The sequence below is a fragment of the Parasphingorhabdus sp. genome, assembly GCF_059726685.1.
In genome coordinates, this window is the sequence record NZ_AP041068.1 from 2,369,314 (window position 1) to 2,384,154 (window position 14,841).

General features: G+C 51.6%; 14 protein-coding genes. 5 read left to right on the plus strand and 9 right to left on the minus strand.

Translation table 11 applies throughout. The features are described 5' to 3' along the window. The first annotated feature begins 144 nt into the window (after positions 1–144). Complete coding sequence (mazG, locus tag AC6I9Z_RS11745) at positions 145–879, plus strand: nucleoside triphosphate pyrophosphohydrolase (protein WP_461456011.1); 735 nt, start codon at positions 145–147, stop codon at positions 877–879. Here mazG and hflX read toward each other — a convergent pair. The 7 genes from hflX to dusB form a co-directional block, all read right to left on the minus strand. Further along, on the minus strand, positions 876–2,171 hold the full coding sequence (hflX, locus tag AC6I9Z_RS11750; RefSeq protein ID WP_461456012.1) for a GTPase HflX: 1,296 nt from the start codon (positions 2,169–2,171) through the stop codon (positions 876–878). The genes mazG and hflX overlap by 4 nt on opposite strands. Beyond that, positions 2,168–2,722, minus strand: a complete 555-nt coding sequence (hfq, locus tag AC6I9Z_RS11755; protein ID WP_461456907.1) for an RNA chaperone Hfq — start codon at positions 2,720–2,722, stop codon at positions 2,168–2,170. Before hfq ends, hflX begins: the two co-directional genes overlap by 4 nt. Before the next feature lie 73 nt (positions 2,723–2,795). Next, a complete protein-coding gene (gene ntrX / locus AC6I9Z_RS11760) occupies positions 2,796–4,178 on the minus strand; it encodes a nitrogen assimilation response regulator NtrX (RefSeq protein ID WP_461456013.1) in 1,383 nt (460 codons plus the stop codon). 12 nt (positions 4,179–4,190) lie between these two features. Beyond that, on the minus strand, positions 4,191–6,443 hold the full coding sequence (locus AC6I9Z_RS11765; RefSeq protein ID WP_461456014.1) for a sensor histidine kinase: 2,253 nt from the start codon (positions 6,441–6,443) through the stop codon (positions 4,191–4,193). A 167-nt stretch (positions 6,444–6,610) separates the two neighbouring features. Beyond that, positions 6,611–8,029: a nitrogen regulation protein NR(I) gene (ntrC, locus tag AC6I9Z_RS11770; RefSeq protein WP_109356947.1), complete on the minus strand. Its 1,419-nt coding sequence runs from the start codon at positions 8,027–8,029 to the stop codon at positions 6,611–6,613. Positions 8,030–8,032: 3 nt separating this feature from the next. Beyond that, positions 8,033–9,106, minus strand: coding sequence for a two-component system sensor histidine kinase NtrB (locus tag AC6I9Z_RS11775; protein ID WP_461456015.1), 1,074 nt, complete (start codon positions 9,104–9,106; stop codon positions 8,033–8,035). Then, positions 9,106–10,101, minus strand: a complete 996-nt coding sequence (gene dusB, locus AC6I9Z_RS11780; protein WP_461456016.1) for a tRNA dihydrouridine synthase DusB — start codon at positions 10,099–10,101, stop codon at positions 9,106–9,108. Before dusB ends, AC6I9Z_RS11775 begins: the two co-directional genes overlap by 1 nt. Before the next feature lie 79 nt (positions 10,102–10,180). Here dusB and AC6I9Z_RS11785 point away from each other — a divergent pair, with 79 nt between their 5' ends. Genes AC6I9Z_RS11785 through AC6I9Z_RS11795 form a run of 3 tightly spaced genes read left to right on the plus strand, consistent with a single transcriptional unit; the run spans position 10,181 to position 12,416 of the window. Further along, positions 10,181–11,350 carry a bifunctional 2-C-methyl-D-erythritol 4-phosphate cytidylyltransferase/2-C-methyl-D-erythritol 2,4-cyclodiphosphate synthase gene (locus AC6I9Z_RS11785; protein ID WP_461456017.1) on the plus strand — a complete coding sequence of 390 codons (1,170 nt, stop codon included), beginning with the start codon at positions 10,181–10,183 and terminating at the stop codon, positions 11,348–11,350. 5 nt (positions 11,351–11,355) lie between these two features. Next, positions 11,356–11,886: a hypothetical protein gene (locus AC6I9Z_RS11790; RefSeq protein ID WP_461456018.1), complete on the plus strand. Its 531-nt coding sequence runs from the start codon at positions 11,356–11,358 to the stop codon at positions 11,884–11,886. 14 nt (positions 11,887–11,900) lie between these two features. After that, positions 11,901–12,416 (plus strand): CinA family protein, encoded by a 516-nt coding sequence (locus tag AC6I9Z_RS11795; protein ID WP_461456019.1) that lies wholly within the window; start codon positions 11,901–11,903, stop codon positions 12,414–12,416. Here AC6I9Z_RS11795 and AC6I9Z_RS11800 read toward each other — a convergent pair. Then, positions 12,365–12,853: a type II toxin-antitoxin system RatA family toxin gene (locus AC6I9Z_RS11800; RefSeq protein ID WP_461456020.1), complete on the minus strand. Its 489-nt coding sequence runs from the start codon at positions 12,851–12,853 to the stop codon at positions 12,365–12,367. The two genes, AC6I9Z_RS11795 and AC6I9Z_RS11800, sit on opposite strands and share 52 nt — an antisense overlap. Next, positions 12,840–13,778 carry a lipoyl synthase gene (gene lipA, locus AC6I9Z_RS11805; protein WP_461456021.1) on the minus strand — a complete coding sequence of 313 codons (939 nt, stop codon included), beginning with the start codon at positions 13,776–13,778 and terminating at the stop codon, positions 12,840–12,842. The genes AC6I9Z_RS11800 and lipA overlap by 14 nt, the downstream gene beginning before the upstream one ends. 86 nt (positions 13,779–13,864) lie before the next feature. Between lipA and AC6I9Z_RS11810 the strand changes: the two genes are divergently transcribed. Continuing rightward, entirely contained in the window at positions 13,865–14,839 is a 975-nt protein-coding gene (locus tag AC6I9Z_RS11810; protein WP_461456022.1) for a sodium-dependent bicarbonate transport family permease, read from the plus strand. Positions 14,840–14,841: the final 2 nt, after the last annotated feature.

Sequence of the window (14,841 nt, forward strand, 5' to 3'; positions counted from 1 at the left end):
CTCCCTTTTCTGGATACCAATCGTTTCAGATCCAGCATTGGCAGAGTCAAAGATAGCCGATAAGAAAGGTTTCTCGCTGCCCTGCACCAAACCCGCAGGCAGCTTGCTAAATCATCTCAACATTCGTTCGAGGATAGATAATCAGTGATTGAACCCCTTCTTGATGTCATGCGGCGGCTACGTGATCCGAAAACAGGATGCGAATGGGACACCGTCCAAACATTTGAAACCATAGCGCCTTACACTGTTGAAGAAGCTTATGAAGTTGCAGACGCCATTCAGCGCGAAGATATGGATGGGCTAAAAGACGAGCTGGGTGATCTTCTGTTGCAGGTCGTGTTTCACAGCCAGATTGCATCGGATGAGGGCCATTTTTCTTTCGGTGATGTGGTCGATGTTATTTGCGAAAAGATGATCCGGCGCCATCCGCATATTTTTGGTGAAGCGGACAACAGCCCCGGCTGGGAACAAATAAAGGCAGAAGAACGCGCAGAAACCGGTAAATCCAGTACACTGGACGGCGTTGCGATGGCCCTTCCCGCCCTGCTGCGTGCTCAGAAAATTCAGAAGCGGGCCGCGCGGGTCGGTTTTGACTGGCCCGACAAAGTACCCGTCAAAGCAAAATTGCTGGAAGAACTTGAAGAAGTGGAACAAGCCAAGACCCCGGAAGATATACATGAGGAAATGGGCGATCTGCTCTTTTCGGCTGTGAACCTATCGCGTCACTACGGAGTGGATGCAGAGCAGGCACTGGCCGATGCTACTCGAAAATTCTCCAAACGTTTCAGCAAGGTAGAAAGAACAGCTCCGCGCGATATGAAAGACATGTCGATCGACGAGCTTGAGGAAGAATGGCAGAAAGCGAAATCCGCTTCCTAAAGCGCGTGAAATCGTCCCCAGTTCCGATTTGACATCTGGACAGCCAATATCAGAGCATCATTTTCCTGCTCGGATTCCAGAACGCGTCCATTTTCGTGCAACCAAGCCAGACGCTTGCCGTCCGACAAAGGTAATGTCACGGTTTCAATATTATGATTGCGCGACAAATTGGTTGTCACCATCTCCACCAGCGCATCAACGCCCTGCCCGGTTGCGGCAGATATCGGACAGACATTGTCGGGAATATGCTCTGGTAACTGTATGCTATCCGGATCATCGGAATCGATCAGATCAATCTTGTTCCAGGCTTCAATGATGGGAGCCCCCTCCCCCTCTTCCAGGTCCACGCCCAGTTCCGACAGAATCTGTTCGACATCGCGGGCCTGCCCATCACTGGAAGCATGAGAAATATCCCTGACGTGAATTATCACATCCGCCGCGGTCACTTCTTCCAACGTCGCGCGAAAGGCGGCGACCAGCTGTGTCGGCAAGTCAGATACGAAGCCAACGGTGTCAGAGATGATCGCCTTGTCATATCCAGGCAGCGGAAATTGTCGCATGGTGGGATCAAGTGTCGCGAACAACAGGTCTTCTGCGAACACCTCGGCACCTGTCAGGCGATTAAAAAGCGTTGATTTGCCAGCATTTGTATAACCAACTAGCGCGATAACTGGCCAAGGTGCCTTTTGACGGCGCGAACGGTGTAGCGTCCGGGTTTTCCGGAGATGCGAAAGTTCCTTGCGCAGTTTCGCCATACGGTCGCGGATCATCCGGCGATCCGATTCAATCTGTGTCTCACCCGGGCCGCCGAGGAAGCCGAAGCCGCCGCGCTGCCGTTCAAGGTGAGTCCAGCTGCGAACCAGGCGGCCTGCCTGATAGTCGAGATGGGCCAGTTCCACCTGCAGTCGCCCCTCGGCTGTCGCGGCCCTCGCGCCAAAAATCTCAAGAATCAGGCCAGTTCGGTCAATCACCTTAACCTTCAGCTCTTCTTCAAGATTGCGCTGCTGGATAGCGCTCAACGTGCCGTCAACAATCAGGATATTGGCATCGTCCTGTGCCAATATGGTCTTGATCTGATCGACTTGACCCGAGCCGAATAAAGTCCCCGGCTTTGGCGCACGAACGCCAAAATATTGCGCAGAAGTTGTTTCCAACCCGATTGCCAGGGCGAGGCCGATCGCCTCTTCCAGCCTATATTCCAGTGCATTTTGACCAAGCGATCCCAGGTCGGGGTGAACAATGACGGCTTTGTCTTCACCGCCGTCCAGTTCCTTTTTTTCAAATGGGATCAATGAGAGCCTTCATCTGCATTATTATAGTCGGCGAGATTTATCGCACCGTTCGGCTGAATGGTCGAAATTGCATGCTTGTAGACAAGCTGCGCCAAGCCTTCACGCTCCAGCAAAATACAGAACAGATCATAAGCCGCCACTTCGCCTTGCAGCATCACACCGTTTACCAGAAACATGGTGACGGGATCGTTGCTGTCACGCACAGCGGTCAGAAACACTTCCTGCAATACCCCATTGCGGCCTTTCGCCCGTTCCATCAGATCAGAAAATGGCTGCATATCAAGGCTTTGCGATGGCATGATGGTCGAAATTGCATGCTTGTAAACCAGTTGTGACTGGCCATCACGCCGCAACAATACGGAGAAATTGTCGAACCAGGTTACAATACCCTGCAACTTTACGCCTTTGACCAGAAACATGGTCACGGGCATTTTCGATTTGCGGAGAGAGTTTAAGAAGAGGTCTTGCAAATTATTTGATTTATCGGTCATTTTTGACATCCGGTTTTTGGCGGCGAGATGGCCGCAGAGAGGGTTTTTAGCTGCGACTATAGCTATTGGGGGAGCCGCGCTTTCGACATATATGGATTCAATAGCGAAGCTACAACTGGAAACGGTTCATTGTTTATTCGGCAGCCTGCTTCTTTTTCGCCGCAAGGCCCAAAATTTTAAGCTTTCTGTGCAATGCAGAACGTTCCATTCCAATAAAATTGGCCGTTTTTGAAATATTGCCCGAAAATCTTCGGATCTGAACTTTGAGATATTCACGTTCAAAGCTTTCCCGCGCCTCGCGCAACGGGGAACCCATCAAAGAGGCCACGCCCTGATCCAGATCATCGTCATTGCCCAATATCTCGGGCGGCAACATCTCTATCTCAATTTTCGAAAAATTATCTTTCGGTGCGAGGATGATGGTCCGCTCAATCACATTCCGCAATTGACGAACATTGCCAGGCCAATCGCATGCTTGGAGAGCAGCCATAGCTTCTGCCGATATTTCTGGCGGATTCAGCCTCTGGTCTGCAGCAAAACGCGCAGAATAATGCTCGACAAGGGTCGGGATATCTTCGCGGCGTTGGTTTAGTGGCGGCAACTCAACCGGTACAACATTGAGCCGGTAGAAAAGGTCCTCACGAAAACGCTTTTCCTGAATTTCTTCGTCCAGATTACGGGATGTCGCCGAAACGACTCTTACATCAACCTTAACGCGTTGATTACCACCCAAACGAGCAAAGCTTTGTTCGGTTAGAACACGCAATATCTTGCCTTGGGTATCAAGCGGCATGTCCGCCACTTCATCAATGAACAACGTACCGCCATGAGCTTCTTCCAGCAGCCCGATTTTCTCCACAGTTCCGTTTTTCTCGGTTCCGAAAAGCTCTTCCTCAACACTTTCCGGAGATAAACGGGCTGCGCTTATCGTAACAAATGGCGCGTTTGCCCGTGTGCTCCAGTTGTGCATCAGCCGCGCGGCGACTTCCTTTCCTACACCAGCTGGACCAGAAATAAGCAAACGACTGCCCGTCCCGGCAACACGCTTTAAAGTCGCACGCACGGAATTAACCGACGCGCTGTTACCCGTTAACTCATCAGCAAAACCGACCCGGGCTTTCAATGCCTCATTCTCGCGGCGCAGACTTTCTGTTTCAGTAGCCCTGGCCACCAGATGCATAAGATGTTCGGCTTCAAAGGGTTTTTCGATAAAGTCTACCGCACCCTGTGATATTGCGGCGACAGCCGTATCGATATTACCATGACCGGAAATCACAATTACAGGCAGCTTTGGATCGATATTTTTTATCTCCGTCAAAAGCTCCAGTCCGTCCAGTCGGGACCCTCTCAACCAAACGTCCAGCAAGACAAGAGACGGTTTCCGTTCTTTAACAGCAGCAAGGGCTGAATCGCTGTCGGCTGCCACTCTTGTCTCATAACCGTCATCTTCCAGAACACCGGAAATCAGTTCCCGGATATCGGGTTCATCATCAACAATCAGGATATCTAATGCCATTATTTCGACCTTCTAAATTGGGGGTAGTTTATCAGTTTGTGGTAGACGTTCGCCGTCGGGGCTGGTGCGCTTTTTCCCAACAGTTTCCTGTATTTCCGTCTCTGCACTTCGTGGGGCAAAGCTCTCACTCAGGCGTGCCAGCTTTGTCGGATTCAGGTTTATGGTCACACGGGTACCGCTTCCCTGTTCCGCGGCGCATGAATCGGTAAAGGCGATACTGCCGAAATGTTCCTCGATTATCTTTTTGACAATGGCCAGCCCCAGCCCGGTACCCTTTTCTCTCGTCGTCATATAGGGCTCAACAATGCGTTCGCGCTCTGCCGGCAGTCCGATACCATTGTCATCCAGCTGAACTTCTACATCATCATCGTTTCGACGAACACTTACGCATATTTGGCCATCTTCGAACGAGAAATCCTCTGCGGTATCCGCTTTTTGTTCAATCGCCTCTACGGCATTTTTGACGATGTTGGTTAGCGCTTGCCCCAGTTGTCTGCGATCACAAACCAAGGGCAGGTTCTGGTCATTGGATTCAAAACGGAATTTGATCGCGGAATGGGCGACTTCTTGCAAAAACACTGCTTGCTTGACGATATCAATCAGATTTTCCTCACGGAAAACCGGCTTCGGCATTCGTGCGAAAGAGGAAAACTCATCGACAATCTTACGCAAATCACCAACTTGGCGAACAATTGTTCCGGTCAATTGCGAAAATATGGACCCGCCTTCAGTAACGTTCTTGCCAAAGCGCCGCTGTAGCCGTTCTGCCGCCAATTGGATCGGTGTCAGAGGGTTTTTAATTTCATGGGCAATCCTGCGAGCCACGTCGGACCACGCAGCACGGCGCTGGTCCAGCAACCGTTGCGTTATATCTTCAAAAGTAATGACATGCCCTGACTGCCCACCAACTATCTTCACTTCCAGGGTGCGGATTTCATTACCGGACGAAAACTGGATAATGGTATTCTCAATCCCTTCGCCAATTAGGTCTGCGAATTCGGGCGCGACGTCCGATATTTGTTTGTCCAGCAGATCCTGACTTTCCTTGGCCAACAGTGCCTGCGCGCGGGAATTTATGAGTTGGACCTTTCCAGTCTGGTCCAAGCTGATGATCCCTGCCGTAACCGATTCCAGAACTGTTTCGATAAAAGCCCGCCTGCTTCCCAACTGTTCATTGGCGGTCAGTAATGCCGTAGTCTGTGTTTCCAACCGCTCCGTCATGCGGTTAAAGGCTCTGCCCAGCGTACCAATTTCATCCTTTTCAAAAGGTGCGGGTACCCGGGACGCCAAGTCCCCTTCCGTAATCCGCTTGGCGGCATGGACCAGCTCGCCAACCGGCCTCACCATTCGATCCGCCACTGCCAGCGCGATCCAAAGTGCAAGACCAACAATGAAAAGGGATACAACAAAGAGGGCGATATTGAATTGCAATTGAAGACTGCGGGATCGGGTAAACAGATTATCATAATCTGCCAGAACAGACTGCGCCCTCTCCCATTGACTGAGAGCCAGCATATCTGAGTCACGGGCAGCATATAAAAAAACCTGAGAGTCCAGATCAAGAACAGTCACGGCTTCGATCTTGTTGGCCTTAGCGGTAACAACATAATTCTCACCGGCCATCAGTTGATTGATGACTTGTTCGGTTATCTTGATGTTTTCGTCGCTATTGTCAGGATTAACTGCGGCGGCCGTGCGCGCAACCCCATCCTCCCCGAACTGAATAATTGCCGATTCATTCAGTTTGCGGGTCAGAACCTGAAACGAGTAATTTTCTGCAAATTCAGGATGGTTGATCCCCTTTTCTGCCAAAAAACTGCGTAGGTCACTGGCCATTGTAATCGTCTCCGCACCAACATCCCGGCGGTTTTGATCATAATATCCACGCGCCAGACTATTGGCGTTTTCCAACATCCCGCGAGCGCGATCGGAAAACCAGAACTCCACGCCATATTGGAAAAGTAGTGACGCAAAGATCACCACCAGCAACATTGGCACACTGGCTACCAGCGAGAACAATGCGACCAGACGAACATGCAGACGGCCACTGGTACCTGTGGCAGATTTTGCTGCCCTGCCTTTTGCAATGCGACGGCCGAGTAGGACCAGCAACGTAATTGCCGGAATAAGATTGGCCACCAGCAATGCCGCCGTGAGCGGAGGTGAGATGAAATCAGTCCGACCTGATTGGGAACTCAATAGAAAGTAGCTACCGCCTGCGGTAACCAGAAACAGAAAAATGGCAGCCCATTCTACACGCTTCATCGCTTTATCATCTTCAGAGAGAAGCGATAAACGGCGCAACCAAACAGGTGTTCGCTTTTCAATAGGGGCCTGCGGAGCGTTCATTGTGCCTCTAATACAACAGTTTCGTTGTAAAAACAGCACTAATGAAACAAATATGTCACGATTTGACGTGTGATCCGATCATTCTACCGCGATTGCGCTGGGTCAATCTCATATTCCGTCAATTTTTTCCGCAACGTGTTGCGATTTATGCCCAGTATATTGGCAGCTTTTATCTGATTGCCATTAGCCTTGCGCAATATTTCCTCAAGCATTGGTCGCTCGAATTTTTCCAAGGCCTTGGTGTAAAGAGAATTGCCATCTTCTTTATCGAGCAACAGATCACCGACAATCGATTTCACCTGATCTGCAAAACTATGTTCAAGGGACTGGTTATGCTCCTCCCCCTGCTGTGACTGAAGAATCTGCCGTATCGCGGTTTCCGATAATTCTTCCTCGCGCGCTGTTACAACAAGTCGATAGATGAGGTTTTTCAGCTCCCGGACATTTCCGCGCCAACCCTGACGGGAGAGTAGTTCCAAACCGTCATCTGTCAGCACCTTCTTTGGCAGTCCTTCGGATGCTGCCAGATTAAGGAAATGTTTCGCCAATGCCGGAATATCGCTGGCACGGTCTCTTAGAGGTGGCAGCTCAATTGGGACAACATTGATCCGGTAGTAAAGGTCTTCACGGAATTTACCTTCCTCAATCAGATTTACAAAATCCTGATTGGTCGCCGCGACAATGCGAACATCCAGTTTAATCAGCCCCTTACCGCCGACGCGGTTAATTTCACCGGATTGCAGGGCGCGCAATAATCGTGTCTGCGCGTGCATCGGCATATCGCCAATTTCATCGAGAAATAACGTACCGCCCTGTGCCTGCTCGAACTTGCCGGCTGCGCTGCTAACCGCGCCGGTAAAAGCGCCTTTTTCATGACCGAACAGTTCCGCTTCAATCAGATCAGTGGGGATCGCTGCCATATTGACGGCTATGAAAGGCCCTGCCTTGCGGTGGCCCAGATTGTGGATCGCTTCTGCAACCAGTTCTTTGCCGGTGCCGGATTCTCCAAGTATCAAAACGGACAAGTCGTTGCGTAACAAGCGAGCAATCATCCGGTATACTTCCTGCATCGCCTGGCTGCGCCCGACCAGGGGAAGGTTGTCCTCCTCCATGGTGTCTACAAGACGTCCCTCGCTGGGTGGCTTCATTGCCTGCTGTACAACTTCGACCAGTTCATCGAGATCGAAGGGTTTAGGGAAATACTCAAAAGCACCAGTTTCCGAGGCCCTGACAGCCGTATTTAGCGTATTCTGTGCAGATATAACAATGACCGGCAAGTCGGGATCACGGGCGCTGACTGCGTCCAGAGTAGCTATACCGTCTTCTTCACCCAAACCGACGTCGGTTATAAGCAGATCATATTTGCCACTGGCCAACAGTGCATCACGGTCGGACACAGTCTTGCAGCTGTCCACTGCCATACCTTCCGCCTTTAGTGCAGTTGAAATAATGTGACTGACGGAAGGGTCATCTTCAACGAGTAATACGGTTTGCTTGACCATCAGTTATCCTTCGGTGGCTATCGGCAAAAACAGAACGAATTGTGTATGCTTTGCACTACCCGAACGCTCATATCTAACACGTCCGTTCATATCGTTGATCAATTTGCGAACAAGAGCCAAGCCAAGTCCCTGCCCTTCCTTTTTTGTTGATACAAATGGTGAGAAAATATCACGTTCGAGTTCCGGGGGAACGCCAGGCCCGTTATCCCGGACAATGATTTCCACAGGAAGGCGCACCATCTGATTGGAGCCATGAACCGAGAGCGATGCGCCAAAGCTATAGCGTGTGATAACCCGGATATCCGGCTGTTCCAGATCTTTGGTAGCGTCCACTGCATTGGCCAGAAGATTGGTCAGGATCTGCATCAATGCGTCCGGATCCACCAACACCTCCGGCAATGAGGGATCAAACTGGTCGCCAATTTTCAGATCGCCATTCCGTGCGGTCTCAATCGACTGACGAGCACGATCAATCAGTGAATGAACGTTCACCGGCTCCAGTTTGGCGGGCTGGTTCGTCGAGAGACTTTGCATCCGGTCCAGCAGTTTGGCGATCCGTTCAACTTCGCCTTTTATCATGTGCGTCAATGTTCTTTGATCCTGGTCAATCGAACGATCGAGAAGTTGCGCCGCCCCCTTTATGGCAGCCAGCGGATTTTTGATCTCATGCCCCAATATATCTGGCGCTCGCACCGAGAATTGATCCTGCTCACCTTGTTGCTGTTCAATCACCGGTCCATCGGTTGGCAGCGGCGCAATGGAAACGATTCGCCAACGCTGATCAGCAGGTATGGTATGAATATCAAAATTCACCAGCCCCCCCTGCCGCCCCTTCAGGGTAACAGCAACACGACGGGCCGCAACATTAGCATCCTTGTCCGTCAGGGCGTTGACCAAACGGTCATCTTCAAATTGAAGCTGGTTGGAGATATGATCGCCGATGAGATGCTTCGCGCTTTGCCCAAAAAAATGCTCCGCGACCGGGTTTACTTTCGCAATTTCATGATTTTCATCAATAATCAGCAGGGCGTCCGGCAGTGCGACAAAAATCTGCTCTGCCGACGGCAATCCAGTCATCAGGCCGCCGCTTTGTCGAGCCAGGGTGCATAGAAATCCTGCAGCATCGCAAGCACTTTTGATGCATCCATTTCCTTGTTCGCCAGGTTCCGGAATTCAGCGGATCCGGGCAGGCCCTTGGTGTACCAACCGATATGCTTGCGCGCGACTTTGACGCCAATATCTTCGCCATAAAGGTCCAGCATGGCGCGGTAATGTTCCTCAAGGACCGCATATTGGGCTTGCAGGTCGGGATCAGGCAGCGTTGTGCCATGCTCAAACCAGTGCATCACTTGCCCCAGCAGCCATGGCTTACCATAGGCACCGCGGCCGATCATCAGGCCATCAGCGCCGCTTTGTGCGAGAGCTTGTTCGCAATCGTCAATGGTACAGATATCACCGTTGACGATTACCGGGACCGACACAGCCTCTTTAACCTGCCTGACAAAAGTCCAGTCTGCGCTGCCTTTGTACATCTGACACCGCGTCCGGCCATGAACTGTAATCATCTTTGCACCAAGATCTTCAGCAATATGAGCCAGTTCCGGCGCATTCAGGCTGTTATGGTCCCAGCCCATCCGCATTTTTACCGTGACCGGTACATTCACAGCTTTCACCGTGGCCTTAATCAGTGCAGCTGCAAGCGGCAGGTCCCGCATCAACGCAGAACCGGCATCTCCATTCACGACCTTTTTGACCGGGCAGCCCATGTTAATGTCGATAATCTGCGCGCCTCGATCTTCATTAAGCTTGGCCGCTTCAGCCATAGCGTCGGGTGAGCAGCCTGCTAGCTGCATCGATACTGGTTCCTCAGTCGGGTCCCACGCACATTTCTGCAAAGATTGACGCGTTTCGCGGATCATCGCCTGGCTGGCAATCATTTCAGTGACGTTCAAACCAGACCCGAAACGCCGCACCAGCTTTCGGAACGGCAGATCGGTTACACCAGTCATCGGCGCCAGCAATACCGGGCTGTCAATCGTGATTTTATCAATCGAGATGGGTTTCAATGTCATGTCATATGCCTAAAATTTAAGCAGCCTTTATCGTCAAAGCGGCTGGCAGGCAAGAAAGGACTGGGCTAGGTCAATGGTAATGAGTGATTCTAGCGTCTCCAGCCAACAAAACCATGCCCTGATTGTTGCAGCCGGCCAAGGTGCTCGATCAGGATTGGGACAGCCCAAGCAATATGCGCAGATCAATGGACAGCCAATGATCCGCTACAGCGTAGCCAGCTTTCTCGATCATCCGGATTTCAGCAAAATATGGATCGTAATCGGCTCCGGTCAGGAACATCAATTGAATGAAGCAATGGCCGGTCTGTCCGGTTATGAAGTCGTTATTGGCGGCGCAACACGTCGGGACAGCGTCCGCAACGGCTTGTCGGCCATCGCCGCATCGGGTGGCGCAAAAAATGTGTTCATACACGATGCCGCCAGACCGTATCTATCCGATACCATAATAGACCGGCTACTCAGGTCGTTAACAGTTGAAGCTGCCGCCATTCCAGTGCTTCCCACGATTGACACAACGATAAATCTGGACGGTGAATATGCCGGAGACACACTTGATCGGAGCCAACTCTGGCGGGTGCAAACTCCGCAAGCGTTTAATTTTGATAAATTGGTGAAGGCTCACACAACATGGCCTACCGGCAAAGAAGCGACCGACGATGCTCAGGTTTTTAGGGCTGCTGGCCACAAGATAGCTGTTGTCGAAGGCGACGAAGCAATGAAAAAATATACCACAGCATCTGACTTTGCTGCATCATCGGAAGAAAATATGGCACAAATTCGTACGGGAATGGGTTTTGACGTTCATCAATTGGCTTCCGGCGAAGAGCTTTGGCTTGGTGGTCTCAAAATCGATCATGTTAAAGGCCTGGCCGGACATAGCGATGCAGACGTTCTTCTCCATGCCCTAACGGATGCGCTGCTAGGTGCAGCTGGAATGGGTGACATTGGCGATCACTTTCCGCCCTCTGATCCGCAGTGGCGTGGGGCATCTTCCGATAAATTTGTCGAATTTGCCGTGTCGGTCATCAAACAGAAAGGTGGTCGGATCAATAATGTTGATATGACCGTGATTTGTGAGGCACCGAAGATCAAACCCCACCGGGAAACAATGCGTCAGAATATTGCCGAAATGCTCGGTGTTTCTGTTGATCAGGTCAGTGTAAAGGCGACAACCACAGAACGCCTGGGCTTTACCGGGCGCGGGGAAGGCATCGCGGCACAGGCAGTAGCTACAATAACGATGGAGTAGGAGTTATGTTCAGAAAAATTTCAGCCGCATCGGCTGCAATCGCGCTGGTAAGTGCAACCTCGGCGCAGGCTGCAGAGACAAAGCAATGTATGCCAGCGGAAACGGCGGAGTCTCTCATAACTTACATATTGCCCGGTGCCTTGGGTGCGGTCAGAACCAAATGTGCAAGCACCCTGCCCGCTTCTGCTGCATTGCTTCAGGTCGATTCTGAACAGATGCAAAGATATGAAGCAGCTTCGCAAGAAGCTTGGCCCGAAGCCAGCGCAGCCATTGGGTTGATAGCGGGTCAGGATTTACCGGAAAATATCGAAATGGATGCCATGCGTCCGTTTGTAGATGCAATGATTCCCGCAATGCTGGCACAAGAAGTCAAATCCAAAGACTGCGCTACAATCGACAAAGTTTATGGGCTATTGGAGCCTATGCCAGCCGCAAATCTGGCCAGTTTGACCGTGATGTTGGCGCAGCTGGGCAGCAATGATGATCAGGAAGGCAGAAAAGACCCCTTCAACATTTGCAAAGCACCTTCGGAATAGGCTAGCGAAACGCCATGCAAAATCTATTGCCAGAAGAACTCGTCACTTTGGCGAACCGGGTCGTTGATGCCAATCGCAAAGCCGGCCGACGTATCGCTGTTGCGGAAAGCTGTACAGGCGGTCTCGTTGCGGCGGCGCTTACCGAAATTGCCGGAAGCAGCGACGTTTTTGAATGTGGTTTCAATACATATTCGAATGACGCAAAGCAGAGTCTACTGGATGTCAGCGATGATTTGCTGGAGACATTTGGTGCGGTATCAATTGCCGTGGCGTGGGGCATGGCACGAGGAGCCCTGGAAAAATCCGGCTGTGATGTCGCTGTCGCGATAACGGGCGTCGCGGGCCCGGGCGGTGGAACAGAGAAAAAACCGGTCGGAACCGTCGTTTTTGCCAAAGCGGAAAAGGGAAAAAGCATTGATGATGTCGTCGCCGACCGCCACGATTTCGGTGCCGACAAAAGCCGTGCAGATATCCGCCTTCAAGCCGTGCTGGTTGCGCTGGAACTGTTGTTGCCGGACACATCTGAATAGTTACTGCCGTAGACCTCTTCAGCACGTTCAACAAATGCGCTGGTCATTTTGTGCAAGGCTTTGGCAAACATCTGTCCGGCGAGCTTTTCAAACATCCTGTTTTTGAAAGTAAAGGCGACATAAAAGTCGACATAGCTTCCGCCGCTGTCCCGTTCGCGAAAAACCCATTCGTTGTGAAGCTGTTTCAACGGCCCATCGAGATAATCCACTTCAATGGTCCGGTCAGTAGCGCTTTTGACCACGCGGGATGTAAATTGCTCGCGCAATCCTTTGAAACCGACAATCACATCAGCAACCATTTCGGTATCGCTGTCTGAACGGACCCGCGTGCCCACAACCCAAGGCAGAAATTCTTCATAACGCCCGACATCCGCCACCAGCGCGTACATCTGCGCGGCGCTGTGAGGAAGTTCGCGGGTCTCCCTATGCGCCGGCACGGGCTAGCTTTTCCTCACGCGCCTGACGCATTTTGGCAAAATCATCGCCAGCGTGATAGCTGGATCGGGTCAGCGGGCTGGAGGCGACGAGTAAGAAACCTTTAGCTCGAGCAATGGACGCATAGGCATCAAAGGCCTGCGGTTTGATAAATTCGTCCACCTTCACATGCTTGGGTGTCGGCTGCAGATATTGCCCCATGGTCAGAAAATCGATGTCCGCAGAACGCATATCATCCATTACCTGATGCACTTCCAGTCTTTGTTCACTCAGCCCCAGCATGATACCGGATTTGGTGAAGATCGAAGGATCCAGACGCTTGACCTGCTCAAGCAACCGCAGCGAGGCATAATAGCGCGCACCGGGACGGATATTGGGATAAAGCCGGGGCACTGTTTCCAGATTGTGATTGTAGACGTCAGGCCGCGCGGCCACGATGGCTTCAACGGCAGCATCCGCCTTGTTCCGGAAATCCGGTGTCAAAATCTCTATCGTGGTATCCGGTGTTGTCCGGCGAAGTGCCTCTATGACTTTGACAAACTGGCTAGCACCACCGTCGGGCAGATCATCACGATCGACCGACGTAATCACAATATGCTCAAGGCCCAGTTTCGCTGCAGCATCTGCCGTATGTTGGGGTTCCAAGGGATCAACCGGCATCGGCATGCCTGTCTTCACGTTACAAAAGGCACAGGCCCGCGTACAGACATCACCCAGGATCATCACTGTCGCATGCTTCTTGGTCCAGCATTCGCCGATATTCGGACAAGCGGCCTCTTCACAAACGGTATTCAGCTTATGCTCTCGCATCAGTTTTCGGGTTTCTTCAAAACCCTTACCCATTGGCGCTTTCACACGAATCCAGTCGGGTTTACGCTGGCGAACGGGTTTTCCTGACGGCGGCGGGATTTTTGTAATTTCGTTCATTTCTATCAAATAGCGATGACGGACGCGCTTGCCAACAGCGATCAGACTGCTAATCGGTTAACAACTCAATTTAATAGTGAGCTGCAATGATTATCGAAACGCTGACCTCCCCGGTTATCCTGTTCTTCATTCTCGGTTTTTTTGCTGCTTTCATCCGATCTGACCTGTCCATTCCCGAAGCCTTCGCCAAGGCCATGTCCATTTATCTGATGGCAGCCATTGGCCTGAAAGGCGGAGTCGAGGTGGCTTCTACCGGCTTCTCCATGGATCTTGCCGCAGCCGCTGTTTCCGGCGTTCTGCTTGGTTTCACGCTTCCTGTCCTTGCTTTTATTTTGCTCCGGTCTTTCGCGAAACTCGGGGCGATTGATGCTGGCGCCGTCGCTGCGCATTATGGGTCGGTTAGCGTGGTGACTTTTGTGACCGCAGTAGAGCTGCTCACCGCCACCGGTTTGCGGCCGGATGGCTTCATGGTCGGCGTCATGGCCCTGATGGAAATTCCGGCGATCATTACCGGTCTGCTGTTGGCCCGGGCCTATTCGAAAAGGCTACAAGACACTGACAACCCAGCCAATGACACCAATTCGAATCTGATGCACGAAGTTTTGACCAACGGATCAGTTATCTTGCTGCTCGGTGCTTTTGTAATTGGTTTTGTCGCCGGTGCAGAAGGATTTGCACCGATCGAGCCATTATTTGCTGTCGGCTTTAAAGGGGTTCTCTGCCTTTTCCTGCTGGACATGGGATTGATAGCTGCCCGTAGACTGCTGGAAACACGCAAGATTACGATACCTCTTGCGACATTAGGAATATTGCTGCCGATCATTAACGGAACAATTGGAACGGTAGTCGGAACCTTGGTCGGACTTGACCCCGGATCAGCGGCCATATTGGGCGTGCTGTGCGCCAGTGCATCCTATATCGCGGTACCCGCGGCCATGCGCCTTGCCCTCCCTCAAGCCGATCCGGGCATTTATCTGGCCATGTCACTTGGTATAACCTTCCCTTTCAACATCCTGTTCGGTATTTCTCTATTTGCCGCAATCGCAAAATTTCTGGGGTAAGA